14 protein-coding genes are annotated in these 14,993 nt (G+C 72.8%); 7 read left to right on the plus strand and 7 right to left on the minus strand.

Features of this window, described 5'->3' with window-relative positions:
* Positions 1–43 precede the first annotated feature (43 nt).
* A complete protein-coding gene (locus tag ABT123_RS07135; protein WP_351310637.1) occupies positions 44–766 on the plus strand; it encodes a CDP-alcohol phosphatidyltransferase family protein in 723 nt (240 codons plus the stop codon).
* On the opposite strand, the gene ABT123_RS07140 is transcribed toward ABT123_RS07135, so the two are convergent.
* Positions 747–1,250: an FAD synthase family protein gene (locus ABT123_RS07140; protein ID WP_351310639.1), complete on the minus strand. Its 504-nt coding sequence runs from the start codon at positions 1,248–1,250 to the stop codon at positions 747–749. The genes ABT123_RS07135 and ABT123_RS07140 overlap by 20 nt on opposite strands.
* A 182-nt stretch (positions 1,251–1,432) precedes the next feature.
* Between ABT123_RS07140 and ABT123_RS07145 the strand changes: the two genes are divergently transcribed.
* The 4 genes from ABT123_RS07145 to ABT123_RS07160 all read left to right on the plus strand — a co-directional run bounded on the left by ABT123_RS07145 (position 1,433) and on the right by ABT123_RS07160 (position 7,314).
* The gene (locus ABT123_RS07145) at positions 1,433–2,638 is read left to right on the plus strand and encodes a glycosyltransferase family 4 protein (RefSeq protein ID WP_351310948.1); all 1,206 of its coding nucleotides are present in this window, start codon (positions 1,433–1,435) and stop codon (positions 2,636–2,638) included.
* Positions 2,635–4,377 carry a lipopolysaccharide biosynthesis protein gene (locus tag ABT123_RS07150; protein ID WP_351310641.1) on the plus strand — a complete coding sequence of 581 codons (1,743 nt, stop codon included), beginning with the start codon at positions 2,635–2,637 and terminating at the stop codon, positions 4,375–4,377. The genes ABT123_RS07145 and ABT123_RS07150 overlap by 4 nt, the downstream gene beginning before the upstream one ends.
* Positions 4,374–5,585, plus strand: a complete 1,212-nt coding sequence (locus ABT123_RS07155) for an MATE family efflux transporter (RefSeq protein WP_351310642.1) — start codon at positions 4,374–4,376, stop codon at positions 5,583–5,585. Before ABT123_RS07150 ends, ABT123_RS07155 begins: the two co-directional genes overlap by 4 nt.
* A 298-nt stretch (positions 5,586–5,883) precedes the next feature.
* Complete coding sequence (locus ABT123_RS07160) at positions 5,884–7,314, plus strand: cellulase family glycosylhydrolase (RefSeq protein ID WP_351310644.1); 1,431 nt, start codon at positions 5,884–5,886, stop codon at positions 7,312–7,314.
* Here the strand turns inward: ABT123_RS07160 and ABT123_RS07165 are convergent.
* Entirely contained in the window at positions 7,311–8,819 is a 1,509-nt protein-coding gene (locus tag ABT123_RS07165; RefSeq protein WP_351310645.1) for a hypothetical protein, read from the minus strand. The genes ABT123_RS07160 and ABT123_RS07165 overlap by 4 nt on opposite strands.
* A 97-nt stretch (positions 8,820–8,916) precedes the next feature.
* On the opposite strand from ABT123_RS07165, the gene ABT123_RS07170 reads away from it, so the two are divergent.
* A complete protein-coding gene (locus tag ABT123_RS07170) occupies positions 8,917–9,459 on the plus strand; it encodes a WcaF family extracellular polysaccharide biosynthesis acetyltransferase (protein WP_351310646.1) in 543 nt (180 codons plus the stop codon).
* Entirely contained in the window at positions 9,456–10,562 is a 1,107-nt protein-coding gene (locus ABT123_RS07175; protein ID WP_351310648.1) for a glycosyltransferase, read from the plus strand. The genes ABT123_RS07170 and ABT123_RS07175 overlap by 4 nt, the downstream gene beginning before the upstream one ends.
* Here the strand turns inward: ABT123_RS07175 and ABT123_RS07180 are convergent.
* From ABT123_RS07180 to ABT123_RS07200, 5 genes are all read right to left on the minus strand, one after another.
* On the minus strand, positions 10,559–11,350 hold the full coding sequence (locus ABT123_RS07180) for an ABC transporter permease (protein WP_351310650.1): 792 nt from the start codon (positions 11,348–11,350) through the stop codon (positions 10,559–10,561). The two genes, ABT123_RS07175 and ABT123_RS07180, sit on opposite strands and share 4 nt — an antisense overlap.
* A complete protein-coding gene (locus ABT123_RS07185) occupies positions 11,347–12,291 on the minus strand; it encodes an ATP-binding cassette domain-containing protein (RefSeq protein WP_351310652.1) in 945 nt (314 codons plus the stop codon). Before ABT123_RS07185 ends, ABT123_RS07180 begins: the two co-directional genes overlap by 4 nt.
* Positions 12,292–12,372: 81 nt before the next feature.
* A complete protein-coding gene (locus ABT123_RS07190) occupies positions 12,373–13,209 on the minus strand; it encodes a DUF4097 family beta strand repeat-containing protein (RefSeq protein WP_351310654.1) in 837 nt (278 codons plus the stop codon).
* A gap of 73 nt (positions 13,210–13,282) precedes the next feature.
* Positions 13,283–13,804, minus strand: coding sequence for a hypothetical protein (locus tag ABT123_RS07195; protein WP_351310656.1), 522 nt, complete (start codon positions 13,802–13,804; stop codon positions 13,283–13,285).
* Positions 13,805–14,282: 478 nt separating this feature from the next.
* Positions 14,283–14,969, minus strand: coding sequence for a hypothetical protein (locus tag ABT123_RS07200; RefSeq protein WP_351310658.1), 687 nt, complete (start codon positions 14,967–14,969; stop codon positions 14,283–14,285).
* Between the last annotated feature and the right edge of the window lie 24 nt (positions 14,970–14,993).

Genomic DNA, 14,993 nt, shown 5'->3' on the forward strand with positions numbered 1-14,993 from the left:
TGTTCGACCGGGGGACATGGTGGGGACGAGGGGTGTGCGAAACATGGCGAGTGTGGGAACCGCGCTGCAGGAGCTGCGCGGGGCGCAGAAGTCGGCGAAGGGAGTCTCGCTGTACTCGCGCTTCGTGAACCGGCCGGCCGGACGCTATCTGGCCGCCGTCAGCCATGCACTGGGGCTCACCCCGAACCAGGTGACGCTGATCAGCGCCGGGTTCAGCTTCGCCGCCGTCGCCGCGGTCGCCCTGAGCGCCCCTTCCTGGGGGCTGGGCATCGCCGTATGGGCGGCCCTCGCGGTCGGATTCGCCTTCGACTCGGCGGACGGGCAGCTGGCCCGGCTGCGCGGGGGCGGCAGCGCCGCCGGTGAGTGGCTCGACCATGTGGTGGACTGCGCCAAGCTCACCGCGCTGCACACCTGTGTGCTGATCGCCTTCTACCGGTTCCCCGAGGAGTACGGGACCTCCGGCGACGGCTGGCTGCTGGTGCCGCTCGGGTTCCAGTTCGCGGCCGTCGTCACCTTCTTCGGCGGTCTGCTGACCGAGAAGCTGAAGCCGAAGCCCGCCCCGGGCACCCCCGCCGCCGCCCCGTCGACCCTGCGCGCGGTGGCGCTGCTGCCGGTCGACTACGGGGTGTTCTGCCTGGTGTTCCTGCTGCTCGGCGGCGGGGAGCTGTTCCGGTATGCGTACGCGGGGCTGGGCGTGATCGCCGCCCTGTTCCTGCTGGCCTTCCTCACCAAGTGGTTCCGGGAGCTCAGCCCAGTTCGGCGGTGAGCGGGGCCAACTGCTCCGGTACCGGCAGCTGCTGGGGCGCCGCGAGTGCGTCCAGCGCCCGGCGCAGCTGGGTGCTGGAGGTGTGCACGGTGTACGGGAAGTAGACGACGTCCACCCCGACCGCGGCGAAGTCGGACTCCAGCTTGTCGCCCTTGGGCGTGCCCCGCCAGTCGTCGCCCTTGAAGATCACGTCAAACCGGACCTGCTTCCAGGTCTCGAGCTTGTCCGGGACGGTCTCGACGAAGGCCGCGTCCACGTACTTGACGCTGCGCACGATCTCGAGCCGCTCGACCAGCGGGATCATCGGGCGGCGCCCCTTGGCGAGTTCGGCCATCTCGTCGGAGACCACTCCGGCCACCAGGTAGTCGCACTGGCTGCGCGCGTGCCGAAGGATATTGAGATGTCCGATATGGAACAGATCGTATGCGCCCGGCGCGTAGCCCACTCGGTAGGGCCTCCGCGCGGGCACACCAAAATCGGACATGTCCTGCTCCGTCATCTGTTACCCCCCAGCGACCGCACCCCCCGGTGCGGTGGATTAGCAGACAATAGCGTGCACGTTCCGCGCCGTGCGGGTGAACGATTAGTGTGGCCTGCGCATCGATCAGGGGAGTTCAGGAAGAGGGGGGACGCTCAGTGTCCACATCCGGTCACCGGCGTCTGCTGCTGGTTTCCACGAATTACGCTCCCGAGCATGCGGGAATCGGTCCGTACGCCACACAAATCGCTGAACATTGGGCAAATTCCGGTCACGAGACCCATGTCTTCGCCGGCATGCCGCACTACCCCGCCTGGTCCCTCGAGCCGGAGTACAAGGGGGCGCTCCGGCGCACGGAACAGCGCGCGGGGGTCACTGTGCACCGGCGTGCGCACACCGTCCCGGCGCAGCAGACCGCCGTGAAGCGGGCCCTGTTCGAGGGATCGATTCTGCTGCACGGTGCGGTGACCCCGCCCCGGATCCCCAAGCCGGACGCGATCCTCGCGCAGATGCCCAGCCTGGCCGGCGGGGTGCTGGCGGCGCGTATGGCCGCCCGCTGGAAGGTCCCGTACATCCCGGTGGTGCAGGACCTCATGGGGGCCGCCGCCGCGCAGAGCGGGATCAGCGGGGGCGACAAGGCCGCGGCGCTCGCCGGGCGGGCCGAGGCGTACGCGCTGAAGCGGGCCACCCTGGTCGGCGTGATCCACGAGACCTTTGTGGACCGGGTCGTCGGCATGGGCGTGGACCCGGAGAAGATCCGCCTGGTGCCCAACTGGTCCCATGTACCCTCCCCCACCAAGCCGCGCGGCGAGACCCGCCGGCACCTGGGCTGGGCCCCCGGCCAGACGGTCGTCCTGCACTCCGGGAACATGGGCCTCAAGCAGGGCCTGGAAGTCCTGGTCGAGGCGGCCCGGCTGGACCCGGACGTCCGCTTTGTCCTGATGGGTGACGGCAGCCAGCGGGCGGCCCTCGCCGAGATGTCCACTGACGTACCGAATCTGGACATCATCCCCCCTGCCGCCGACGGTGAGTTCCCGGATATCCTCGCCGCGGCGGACGTGCTCGCGGTCACGCAGCACGCGGCTGTGCTGGACATGAGCGTGCCGTCGAAACTCACCTCCTACTTCGCGGCCGGCCGGCCCGTCGTCGCCTCCGTGGCGGCTTCGGGGGGCACCGCCCAGGAGGTGGAACGTTCGGGCGCCGGGGTGCTCGTACCGCCGGAGGACCCGCACGCCCTGCTGAAGGCCGTACGGTTGCTGGCCGAGAACCCGGAGGACGCGGACGAGCTGGGCGCGGCCGGACCCCGCCATGTGGCGGCACACCTGAGCCGTGAGGCGGGCCTGGCCCGCATCGACGCACTGATCGACGAAGTACTTGGGGGAACCCGGCCGTGACCGAGACGCACCGCCCGGCGGCGATACCGGCCGAGGACGAACCCGACCTCCTCAGGGACCAGTTCCGGCAGCTCACCCGCTACCGCAAGCTCATCGGAGCGGGCATCGGCATCGGCCTGCTGGGCGGCGCCTACCTCGGCATCTCCACCGCGGACACCTACGTCGCCACCGCCGACGTGGTGCTCCGCACCCCGACCGACGACCCGTTCAACCCGAGCATCGCCGCGGACAAGACGGTGAACATCGGCTCCGAACGGCAGACCGCGCTCTCCAGCTCCATCGCCAAGGAAGCCGCGAAGAAGCTGGGCATGGGCAGCGCCGAACTGGCCGGGCTGCGCAGCGGACTGCAGGTGACCAACCCCCCGCAGTCGATGGTGCTGAAGTTCACCTACACCTCGGCCACCCCCGCGGAGGCGGCCCGGCGCGCGAACGCGCTGACCGAGGCCTACCTGGCGGAGCGGCAGAAGGCCCTGGACGTCACCCGCGACAAGATGGTCAAGAGCTACAAGGACCAGCGGGACCCGGTCTCCAAGCAGCTCGACGAGCTGGTCAAGGAGATCGCCCGGATGCCGGCCGGCACCGCGCGTGATGCGGCGCTGTCCCAGAAGACCGATCTGCAGAGCAAGGTCGGCCAGTTCAACGGCAACATCTCCAAGCTGGACGCGCTGGACATGACCCCGGGCCGGGTCACCACCCAGGCCACCCCGCCGACCTCGCCGGACGGCCCCGGCCTGCCCATGTCGCTGGCGCTGGGCGCCGCCGTGGGCCTGGCCCTCGGTCTCCTTGCCGCCTGGGTGCGGCTGGTGTTCGACCCGTCGCCGCGGTCCGACGGCGATGTCTCGCGGGCCCTGCGGGCGCCCGTGCTGGGCACCCTGCCGCGGGACAAGACCGGCGGCGGGCCGCTGCTGGCGGCCGGCGAGGCCGATCCGCGGCTCGCCGAGGAGTACCGGTCGGTGGCCTTCCGGCTCGCCTACGACTCCCGCTTCGCCGACCGGCGCCGACTGCTGGTGGTGGCCCCGCGCGGCAGCAGCGAGACCGCCGCGGCCGTCGCCGTGAACCTCGCCGCCTCCTTCGCCGAGACCGGCAAGGACGTCCTGCTGATCGAGGCCGACCTGCGCACGCCGGTCCTGGCCAGCCAGTTGCGCACCGATGCCGGCGGCCGGCCCCGCTGGAGCCAGATGTCCGGCGGCCCGGGAGCCGGCCAGGCCGCGGGCCAGGAGACCGACTGGCCGGACGGGCGGCAGCTCGCCGTGGACGCCGGCGAGTCCGGCTCCTTCGACCTGATCCCCGGCGAGCCGGTCCGCAACGTGGCCCGTGCACTCACCTCGCAGCGGGCCACCCGGCTCGTCTCCGAGGCCGACTCCCCCAACTCCACGGTGGTCGTGCTCGCCCCGCCGGTCCTGTCGTACGCCGACGCGCTCGCGCTGGTCGACCGGGTCGACGGCGTCCTGGTGGTCTGCGACCCGCGGGCCGTGCACCGCTCCGACCTGTCCCGGATCCGCGAGCTGATCAGCGGCGCCGGCGGCACGGTGCTCGGCGCGGTGCTGCACGGGCCGCTGCCCGGCGAGAAGCGCGGCACCGGCCGCCGCCGGATGTCCCTGCCGACCGCCCCGGCATCCCCGGCACCGGCCGCCGGCACCTCGTTCCCCTCGCCGCGCCCGCAGCCGCCGGAGCAGCACATCCCGGGCGACGGCACGGACACGGTCGCGCTGCGTACGGTCCGCACCGGACAGCGGTGAGCCGGCGCGGACTCGCCGCGGTCGCCTCCGTCCTGGACCAGGCGGCCTCCAGCGCCACCAATATCCTGGTGCTGGTGCTGGCCGCCCGGCTGTCCTCGGTCTCCGGCTTCGCCGCGTTCTCGATGGTCTATGTGACCTTCAGCGTGCTGCTGGGGCTGAACATGGCCTACGTCGGCCAGACCGTGGTGCTGGAGAAGGCCGAGGAGCGCCTGGGCCCGGTGTGCCGGTCGGCGGTGGCCTTCACCGGTGCCGGCGCGGCGGCGGCGGGCCTGGTCCTGGCGGCGGTGGGGGCCCTGCTGCCCGGTGCGGTCGGTACGGCCTTCCTCGCGCTGGGCTGCGTACTCCCCTTGGTGCTGCTCCAGGACGGCCTGCGCTACTGCTTCTCGGCGCTCCGGGCGCCTCAGCGGGCGCTGGCGGCGGATGCGCTGCGGCTGGTGTGCGTGGTGGCGGCGCTGGCGGTGCAGCCGGCCGGGGCCTCGGCGGCCCGGCTGGTGCTGGTGTGGGGCGTCTCGGCGCTGCCGGCCCTGCTGCTCGGGCTGTGGCTGCTGCACCCGTCCGTCCGGGGGGCCCGGGCGGATCTGCGGCCGTATGTCCGCCGGGGCCACCTCGGGCAGCGGTTCGTCGTCGAGTTCGCGGTGGGCAACGGCTCCAGCCAGCTGGCCGTCCTCGGCCTGGGCGCCTTCGCGACGCCGCTCGCCGTGGGTGCGCTGCGGGGCGCGACCACCCTGTTCGGCCCGCTCAACGTCCTGTTCAACTCGGCGAGCGCATTCGCCCCGCCGGTGCTGGGCCGGCTGCCGGGCAAGCGGGCGGTGGTCCGGGCCACCCTGGCACTGGGCCTGGCCCTCGGCACCCTCGGCGCGGGCGTCGCCGCCACTCTGTACGCGCTGCCGGACCGCTGGGGCCGGCAACTCCTGGGCGACACCTGGCCGGCGGCGGCCTCCCTGCTGCCGGCGACGGGCGCGCAGTACGCGGTGATGGGCCTGGGCACCTGCGCCCTGCTGACCCTGCGCGTGCTGGCCCCGAAGGCCACCCTCTCCCTCCAGGTGGTCTTCTCCCTGCTCTCGGTGGCCTTCCTGCTGGCCGGTTACGCGGCCTGGGGCGTCACGGGCGCGGCCTGGGGCCTGGCCCTGGGCTCCGCCCTCAAGGCCGCCGCCGCCTGGTGGCGCGTCTCCCGCCTGCCCAGCACCAGCCCGGCCCTGGCCGCCTAGGCAGGACTCCGCCCGGGCGAAGCCCACGGGGGCGGGCGGGAAACCCCGCCCCACCCCGGCCCCGAGCGGGGGCCGGAAAGCGGGGCCGCGCCTGGAGCCCCGTACGCCGAACCCTGCGGGGACGACCACGGCCCCGTCCCCGGCGCCTGCCACGGGCTGATCGCGCCCCGGCGCGCCCCTTCAAGGAGGCTTCTCCGCCAACTTCCGTGCGCCCCTGTGAACTTGGAGCACCCGCCAGTAACATCCGACCGGCCAGTAGCACGCCGCCCCAGCAGCCATCCCCGAAAGGGTCTCCTGCATGCGCCTGCTCTCCCGCGTCGCCCCTGCCGCCCTCGCCGTGGCCGCCCTCCTGCTCGGCGTCCTCCCGGCGCAGGCCCAGGCCCACCCCGACCGCACGCCCGACCGCACCCCCGACCGAGTCACGGTCGGTGACCGCACCTTCATCGCCGACGGCCAGGGCCGCGCGCTTCAGTGGCGCGGCTTCAACCTCGCCGACAAGAGCAGCCGAGGCGCCAACGCGTTCGCCAACATCCGCGAGAGCGACCTCAAGGACATGTCCGCCCGGGGCTTCAACCTCGCGCGCCTCGCGTTCCTCTGGGACGACCTCGAACCCACTCCCGGGCACTACGACCGCGACTACCTCACCAAGATGCGCCGCATTCTCGACTGGGCCGACCGCTACCACATCAAGGTCATCCTCGACGCCCACCAGGACGTATACGGCCCCCGCTTCGGCTCCCGCGGCATCCCCGACTGGGCCACCCGCGACGAGGGGCTGCCGTTCACGCCCACCCCCGACGACTGGTTCGCCGGGTACTTCCAGCCATCCGTACAGGCCGCCTTCGACCACCTGTACAAGGACGCCGACCTCCGCGCCGCGCACGCTCGCATGTGGGTGACGGTCGCCTCCGCCCTGGGCAGGCACCCGGCGCTGCTCGGCTACGACCTGATGAATGAGCCGTTCGCGAGGTTCCTCGAAGGCGAAGACCTCCCCACCGCCGCGGCCCGCTTCGAGGCCACCGAGCTCACCGAGCTGTGGAACCGCCTCGCCCGGGCGATCCGCCTGGTCGACCGCAAGTCGTGGGTATTCGTCGAACCGACCGTCATCGTCGGTCTCGGCGTCCCGACCCGGCTGGGCCGCATCGACGACCCGCACGCCGGCTACGCGCCGCACTTCTACGAGACCGCGATGGAAACCGGCGCCGACTACGACCCCAACGGCACCTTCGTCCCCGCCTACGAGGCCGCGATCAGCGACTACCCGACCCGTCACCGCATGCCGGTGATCGTCGGAGAGTGGGGCGGCAACCCCTATATTCCGCACGCACGCGAGTTCGTCACCGATATGACGGCCTCCATGGACCGCTTCTCCAGCGGCTGGACGTGGTGGCAGTGGTGCCGGGGCGGCAGCTACTGCTTCCTGGACGAGACGGGCGCCGTGAAGCCCAACTCCCAACTGCTCGTCCAGCCGTACGCGCGGGCCGTCGCGGGCGATCCGCTCACGTTCGCGTACGACCCGGCCACCCGCACCTACACACTCACCTTCCGCACGCGCGCCAACGCAGACGGCCCCACCCAGATCACCGTGCCCAAGGACACGTACCCGGGCGGCTACCGCGTCGATGTCCAGGGCGGCAAGGCCAGTTGGGGCGACCACGGCCAGACCGTCACCGTGCGCACCCACGGCAGGGCCGGAGCCACCTACCGGGTCACGATCAGCCCGAGCTAGCGCAGGGTGGTGGACTTGTCCGTGCGGTACGTGGCGACCAGGGCCAGGCAGAGGGCCGCGATCGCGACGCGGCCCGAGGCCTGGAGGAGCGGGCCGCGCAGCAGGATGAAGGAGTAGCCCGCGACCAGCGGGACCACCACCGAGATCAGCGAGCCCGGAGGGGAGCGGCGGGTGGCGCGCTTGGCGTAGCGGCGGTCGACGCGGGCCGATGCGTAGCCCATCGCCATCAGGCCGCCGCCCATGCCGACCGCGCCGAAGTCGATCCACAGCTCGGCCCAGATCGGCGAGGACAGGTTGGTGTTGACCGTGCCCATCCACTGGCCGACCATCACGCCGGTGTCCCGCGGCTTGCTCGGCCACACCGAGCGGGGTACCGCGAAGAACACGGAGCCGGCCAGCTGGCGGCCGTAGAAGTGGCCGGGGCCGGATTCCGCGAAGGTGATGGTGTTCGCGAACATCCCCACCTGGTCGTAGTCCTTCAGCGCCATCGGCTCCAGGAAGGACGTGGTCTCCACCGGCTTGTAGTTCTTCTCGTCGTACCGGAAGCGGTCCGCGAACGGGAACACCAGCAGGGCGACGACCACGGCCATCGACAGCGCCACCCGGTACATCGCCGCGCTCACCGGGAAGACGGTGAACAGCAGCGCGAACAGAACGGTCAGGAACCAGTAGCGCGGGTTCGAGATGGGGTTGTTGACCACCAGGTTGAGCGCGGCCAGGGCCGCCCAGGTGGCGATCACCATGGGCTTGCGGCGGGCGTAGGTCGAGGTGACCAGCCACCGCGTGTACAGCAGCAGCGCCAGCAGGGCCGGCACCGTGCCGAAGCCGCGCAGGAAGGCCTGCCCGGCCTGGCTGTCGCCGTTGGAGACGCCCGCCTCCTCGATTCCGGCGATGATCTCCTGCCGGCTGCTGAAGAACACCGCCGGTCCGCCCAGTTTCATGACGAAGGCGGCGCTGCACAGGAACGCGAACAGGGTCAGCAGCTGGAGCCGGCGCCGGTGCGCCATCACCGGGCGGGGTTCCTTCTGCGAGCCGCCGGCCCGGCCGGACGGCCGGTGCCGGGCCAGCAGCACGCCGACGTCGAAGGCGATACAGCCGATCAGGATCAGGGCGATGGCCCAGGTGAGGTCGGAGCGCGGGCCGACCACCGGGGTGGGCACCTGGCCGAGGACGGCCTGGGCGAGCGGGGCCACGCCCATCGCCATGTAGACGAACAGCCAGAACGAGCCCTGAAGCAGTTTGCGCTGGCTGGTCAGCACCATCGCGGAGAGCCGGGCGCCGGCGTACATGGTGAGGGCCAGCTGGAGCCAGAAGGCGGCGTCGCGCACGCCCGCGCCGGACTGCACGGCCACGAACAGCGGCAGGAAGACGGTGAACCCGAGGGCCAGCGGGACGGACAGGGCCCGGGAGAGCAGGGTGCGCGGGGTGGTGACCCGCCCCCACCGGCTCTCGTCCTCCTCGGGGGCCGGCGGCGCGCTCAGCGGCTTGCGTATGTCCGTTGCCACTGTGCCCCCACCCGCCCCTGTGCGTATTCCGCGCGCAGTCTAGTCTGAGCCCGCGGCACCTGGGGAGGCGCCGGCGGGGGTGACCGATGGGGGGTACATGGCGCGTGATCTCCCGGCCTTCACGCTGGCCGGATACGACAAGGGGCGCGGGTTCCTGGCCCAGGCGCTGTGGTTCGCCGTGATGAACACGGTGTTCATGGCCTGGTTCTGTCCGGCCCGGCTGCGGGTGGCCCTGCTGCGCGCCTTCGGCGCGAAGATCGGCGAGGGCGTGTTCATCCGCCACAAGGTCCGGATCCTGTGGCCGTGGAAGCTGACCATCGGCGACCACAGCTGGATAGGCGAGGGCGCCTGGCTGCTGAACCTGGAGCCGGTGACCATCGGTTCGCATGTGTGCGTCTCGCAGGAGGCGATGCTCTGCACCGGCTCCCACGACCACCGGGCCGCCGACTTCCGCTACCGCAACGCGCCCATCGTGGTCGAGGACGGTGCCTGGGTGGCGGTACGGGCGACCGTGCTGGCCGGGGTGACCGTGGGCCGGCACGCGGTGGCCGGGGCCGGGGCCGTGGTCCACCGGGACCTGCCCGAGCTGACCCTGCAGACGGTGGACGGCGGTCGCCGCCCGGTGGAGGAGCCGAAGTGAGAGTCCTGCACGCGGTCACCCTGCACTCCCCGCGCAACGCCTTCGGCGGCCCGGTCCGGGTGGCCCTGAACCTGGCCGCCGGGCTGCGGGCCCGCGGTCACGAGGCCCGGCTGCTGGCGCTGGGCGAGGAGTTCAACCCCTGGCCCACCGAGGTCGAGGGGATTCCGGCGACGCTGTACCCGGCCCGCCGGCTGCTCCCGCTGGGCTTCAGCGGGATGACCTCCCCGGCCCTGCTGGCCGCGGCGGGCCGGCTGGTCCGGGAGGCGGACCTGGTCCATGTCCACCTGGCCCGCGACCTGGTGACCCTGCCGGTGGCGCTGGCGGCGCTGCGGGCCGGCCGGCCGCTGGTGCTGCAGACCCACGGCATGGTGGACCCGAGCGGGAAGGCCCTCGCGAAGGTGCTGGACGCCCTCGCGGTACGGCGGCTGCTGCGCGGGGCCGGAGCGGTGCTGTACCTCACCCCGCACGAGCGGAGCGGGCTGGACGCGGTGGTCGGTGCCGAGCTGGGCAACACCGTCCGGCTGGTGAACGGGGTCCCGGCTCAGGAGGAGCGGCCGGCCCTGTCCGGTCCGCCGCGGATCCTCTACTCGGCGCGCCTGCAGTCCCGCAAGCGGCCGGTGGACTTCGTGGATGCGGCGCCTGCCGTGCTCGCCGTGCACCCGGACGCGGAGTTCGTGGTGGCCGGTCCGGACGAGGGCGAACTCCCGGCGGTGCGGGCCCGGATCGCCGCCCTGGGCCTGGGTGACCGGTTCACGGTCACCGGCGGTCTCAGCGGTGCGGAGGTGCTCGCGGAGCTCCGGCGCGCCGGGGTCTACGTACTGCCCTCGGTGGACGAGCCGTTCCCGATGTCGGTCCTGGAGGCCCTCGCTGTGGGGGTGCCGTCCGTGGTCACCCACTCCAACGGGCTGGCCAGGGACATCGCGGGGGCGGGCGCGGGCCGGGTGGTCGACCCGGGTCCGGAGGGGGTGGCCGCCGCGGTGCTGGAGCTGCTGGCGCCGGAGGCGAACCGGGCCGCGTCCCTCGCGGCCCGCAAGCTGGCCGCGGACGCCTTCTCCATGGACGCGGTCCTGGACACCCTGCTGTCGGTGTACGAGGGGCTTTAGGCCCGCTTCGCCCCGCGGTTGAACGCGGACCGGGCCCACAGGTAGCCGAGGGCGGTGAGGCCGGCGCACCAGGCGAGGGAGACCACCGCACTGGTGCCGATCTCCGTGCCCATGAGCAGGCCGCGCAGGGTCTCGATGACCGGGGTGAAGGGCTGGTACTCGGCGAACCAGCGCAGCGCGGTGGGCATCGACTCGGTCGGTACGACGGCGCTGCCGAGCAGCGGCAGGAACTGCAGCGGCATGGGCGCATTGCTGGCGGCCTCCGGGGTCTTGGAGACCATGCCAAGGGCGGCCGAGAGCCAGCCGAGCGCGATGGCGAGCAGAAGGAGGAGGCCGGCGGCGGCCAGCCATTCGACGGGGGTGGCGTCCGGCCGGAAGCCGAGCAGCAGGGCCACGCCGACGACGAGGGCGATGCTGACCATGGTCTGGATGACGTTGCCGAACACGTGGCCGCAGAGGAAGGCGCCGCGCGAGATGGACATCGTACGGATGCGGTTGACGATGCCCTCGGTCATGTCGACGCAGACGCTGGTGGCGCAGGAGACGGCGCCGGAGACGGCGGCCATCAGGATGATGCCGGGGGCCACGTAGCCGATGTACGAGCCTCCCGATCCGCCGATGCCGGCGCCGATCGCGCCGCCGAAGGCGTAGTTGAAGAGGAGCAGCATCAGGACGGGCATGGCGATGACCGAGACCGTCATGGTGGGGTAGCGGAGCGCGTGCTTGAGGTTGCGGCGGAGCATCGTCGCCGAGTCGCCGAGCGCGTAGGTGAGGGTGCTGGTGCTCATCGTGGGCTCTCCGTGAGGCTGAGGAAGACGTCGTCCAGGTCGGGGGTGTGCACGGTGAGCGCCTCGGCTTCGACGGAGTGGCTGTCGAGGATGTCGAGCACGGCGCGCAGGGTCGGGATGGAGCCGTCGCCGGGGACCTGCAGGATGAGTTCCTCGGGATCGCGCGTGCAGGCGCCGACCAGTGCGGCGGCGGCGTCGAGCCGCTGCTCGTCGGCGAACCGGATGCGCAGGTGCCCGCCGGGGACGAGGCGCTTGAGTTCCTCCGGGGTGCCTTCGGCGACGATCTTTCCCCGGTCCAGGACGGCGATGCGGTCGGCGAGCTGGTCCGCTTCCTCCAGGTACTGGGTGGTCAGGAAGATGGTGACGCCCTGCTCGGTGACGAGGGAGCGGATGATCTCCCACATGGTGCGGCGGCTGCGCGGGTCGAGTCCGGTGGTCGGCTCGTCGAGGAAGATGATGCGCGGGTCGCCGACCAGGGTCATGGCGAGGTCGAGTTTGCGCCGCATGCCGCCGGAGAAGGTGGCGACGGGCTTGCGGGCGGCCTCGGTCAGGTCGAAGCGGCGCAGGAGTTCGGTGGCGCGGCGGCGGCCTTCGCGGCGGCCGAGGTGGAGCAGGTCCGCCATGAAGAGGAGGTTCTCCTCGGCGGTCAGCAGGTTGTCCACTGCCGCGAACTGGCCGGTGACGCCGATGGCGGAGCGTACGCTGCGGGCATCGCGGGTCAGGTCGTGGCCAGCCACGGCGGCCTGGCCGCCGTCGGCGGGAACCAGGGTGGAGAGGATCTCCACGGTGGTGGTCTTGCCGGCTCCGTTGGGGCCCAGGAGGGCGAAGACGGCGCCTTCGGGGATGTGGAGGTCGATGCCGTCGAGCACCACCTTGTCCCCGTAGGACTTGGACAGGCCGGTGGCCGTGATCGCCGGCCGGCGCGTGAGTGTTGCGGACATGGATTCTGACATGATCATGACAGACCGGTCTCCAGGGAGGGGGAAAGGAGGGAGCGGGCGGCGGCCGGCCGCCCGGCCGGGTCAGGAGCGGCGGATCACGATGTCGCCGTAGCCACTGCGGGCCCGCACCTCGACGGTCTCGTCGGTGGCGGTCGGGCCGTCGACGCAGCCGAGGTGGTTCTGGACCGAACCGAGGTCGGTGTGGACGTCCAGCCAGGCGGCGGTGGCCGGGCGGATGCCGACCTCGACCTCGCCGACGGCGGTCTCCAGCACCACCCGGCCGCGCACCACTTCGCCGATCCGGATGGCGCCGTTGGAGGAGCGGGCGTCGACGCCGGCGAGCGCGGAGCCGACGGTGATCGCGCCATTGGAGACCTTCGCCCGCAGGTCGCCGGCGACCGCGCCGAGGACCGTCTCGCCGTTGGCGTTGCCGAGGACGGCACGGCCGTCGATCCGGCCGATCTCGGCGCGGCCGGAGGCGGTGATCTCGGCGTCGCCGGAGACCTCCTCCACGTGCACCCCGCCGTGGTCGTTCTTGAGGTTCACCGCGGTGGCCCGGTCGACCCGGAGTTCGCCCATCGCGGTCTTCAGCCGGCACTCGGCGAACGCACCGACGAGGTCGATGTCCCCGACCACGGTGCCGGCGCGGACCTCGGAGCCGGCCGGGAGTTCGATGCTGACCTCGACGGTCGGGGTGCGGCCGAACAGGCCCTTCTTCTTGGGGCCCTTGACCGTCAGGGTGTTGCCGGAGCAGCTGACCTTGGTCGCCTCGGCGGCCCGTACGTCGCCCTCCTGTCCGGGGTTGCCCGGCAGCACCTCGACGACGGTGTCGGTGCGCTTGCTGGCGGTGATCCGGATCGATCCGACCTCGATCTCGACGATGGCGGTGATGGCTTCGATGGTGTCGAAAGCAGGCATGGCTGTGCCGTCCTCTTGGCTCGTTGGTTCGGTGAAGGTGTGCGGGTGTACGTGTGCGGTGTACGTGTGCGGGTCAGCGGACCCAGCCGGTGAACCCCTGGTCGCCCCGGTACCGGCCGGCGCTCCGCCCCGAAGCCGGCTCCAGGGCGGCGGCGGCGGCCCGGACCAGCCAGGCGTTGACCGACAGGCCCTCGGCCGCGGCGGCGTCCTCCACCCGGCTCTTGAGGTGGGCCGGGAGCCGGAAGTTGATCCGGGCGGTGTCGCCGTCGGCCACGGGCGCGGCCGGGGGTGCGGGGGCGGGCGCCGGCTGTGCGGCGGGAGCGGGCCCCGGCCCGCCCTCGGGCACCCCGGTCGGCGGCACGGTCACCACGAACTCGGGGTCCAGTCCGCGCAGCCGTACGTCGACCGAGCCCGGCGCCAGCTCCCGGGTGACCTCGCCCATGGCGGCGGACAGTGCGTTGAGCAGGGTGAGGCGGGCGGCCGACTCGAGCGGCGCGGTGAGCCGCTCGGCGAGGGCGCGGGCTTCGTCGCCACCGGTACCGGCGGCGACGGCCAGCTCGTGGCGGAGGTGATCCACATAGGGCGTGAGGTCCATGCCGCCATCATGGCACGCCCATGGCGCCATGTCCACCTCCGATGGCGCCATTCTGGCACCACCCGGCACCGCGGGGGCGCGGGCTGCGCCCGGGGCAGGGCTGCGCGCCCTCGGGGCCGAGCCCCCAAGCGCGCCCGGGCGCCTCCCGCCGCAGGGCTTCTGGGGCTCCGACAGAGCCACCAGAAGGCGCGGGGCGCGCCGCGCGTGCCGCGCGGGCCTGCGCCCGGGGCAGGCGCTGTGCGCCCTCGGGGCTGCGCCCCATGCCGGCTCGCGGGCAGCGGCCGGGGCAGGCCCAAGGGGCCTGGCCGGACCCCGCTCGGGGCCGCAAGCGCCCATACCCGCCGGGGCGGCACGGGGGCCGCACGCTCGGCTCGTGCGGGCGACCGGGCGGGGGTGGTGCCATCGTGGTGCCACGTGGGCGGGGGGTGTGCGAAAGCCCCCCGGCGGGGGCCGGGGGGCTTTCGGGGTGGAGCGGTGGTTACGCCGGGACCCAGGCGAAGCAGGCCGATGAGACGAACTCGGCCGTGCCCGCCGGGATCTTGGCGGTGATGCGCTCGCCGGGCTTGGCGCCCATCTCCGGGCCGGAAGCCAGGACGGCCCCGTCCTTGCCCTTGGCCTGCCAGGTGCAGGCCGGGCTCGGGTTGATGGCGCGGAAGGTGCCGGCCTGCGGCGTCTTCCGGGTGCCGTCCCCGAAGCCCTTCTCGGCCGCGGCCAGAACCGGCTTCTGGTCCGGGCAGAGCAGGGTGATCGCGTCCTTGGCGTTCGGGATCTCACCCGCGATGACCGACGCGGTCGCCGCGTCCTTGTCCCGCTTGGCCGTGCGCGCCACCCGCTGGCAGGACTCCTGCCCGGTCTGCAGGACGGCCGCCGGGTCCGTCTTCTCCGGCACCCGCCCGCGCAGGTACGTCTTCTCGTTCTCCTTGAAGGTGCCCGTCGCCGGGGTCAGCTTCGCGTCCGGCAGCACCGGACCGGTCGGCTTGGCGTCCGGCGAAGGCGCGGCGGGCGGTGCCGTGGTGGCGTCCGCCGGGTCGGGGACCGAGGAGGCGGCCGGCGGCTTGGCCTTCGCTTCGGCGTCGGGCTTGTCCCCGTCCGAGCTGCAGCCGGTCAGGGTCAGGGTCAGGGCGGTGGCCAGCAGGACAGCAGCCGCTGCCGGGTGTCGGTACATCACAGGGCTCCTGTTGGGTGCCGG

It is taken from the genome of Streptomyces sp. NPDC002054 (genome assembly GCF_040296685.1).
In the GTDB taxonomy this organism is placed as follows: domain Bacteria; phylum Actinomycetota; class Actinomycetes; order Streptomycetales; family Streptomycetaceae; genus Streptomyces.

What these genes read in the sequence shown, in the direction of transcription:
- ABT123_RS07200 (WP_351310658.1), bottom strand. Translation starts at nt 14,969, where the DNA reads ATGTACCGACACCCGGCAGCGGCTGCTGTCCTGCTGGCCACCGCCCTG.
- ABT123_RS07135 (WP_351310637.1), top strand. Translation starts at nt 44, where the DNA reads ATGGCGAGTGTGGGAACCGCGCTGCAGGAGCTGCGCGGGGCGCAGAAG.
- ABT123_RS07160 (WP_351310644.1), top strand. Translation starts at nt 5,884, where the DNA reads ATGCGCCTGCTCTCCCGCGTCGCCCCTGCCGCCCTCGCCGTGGCCGCC.
- ABT123_RS07195 (WP_351310656.1), bottom strand. Translation starts at nt 13,804, where the DNA reads ATGGACCTCACGCCCTATGTGGATCACCTCCGCCACGAGCTGGCCGTC.
- ABT123_RS07170 (WP_351310646.1), top strand. Translation starts at nt 8,917, where the DNA reads ATGGCGCGTGATCTCCCGGCCTTCACGCTGGCCGGATACGACAAGGGG.
- ABT123_RS07185 (WP_351310652.1), bottom strand. Translation starts at nt 12,291, where the DNA reads ATGTCCGCAACACTCACGCGCCGGCCGGCGATCACGGCCACCGGCCTG.
- ABT123_RS07190 (WP_351310654.1), bottom strand. Translation starts at nt 13,209, where the DNA reads ATGCCTGCTTTCGACACCATCGAAGCCATCACCGCCATCGTCGAGATC.
- ABT123_RS07140 (WP_351310639.1), bottom strand. Translation starts at nt 1,250, where the DNA reads ATGTCCGATTTTGGTGTGCCCGCGCGGAGGCCCTACCGAGTGGGCTAC.
- ABT123_RS07180 (WP_351310650.1), bottom strand. Translation starts at nt 11,350, where the DNA reads ATGAGCACCAGCACCCTCACCTACGCGCTCGGCGACTCGGCGACGATG.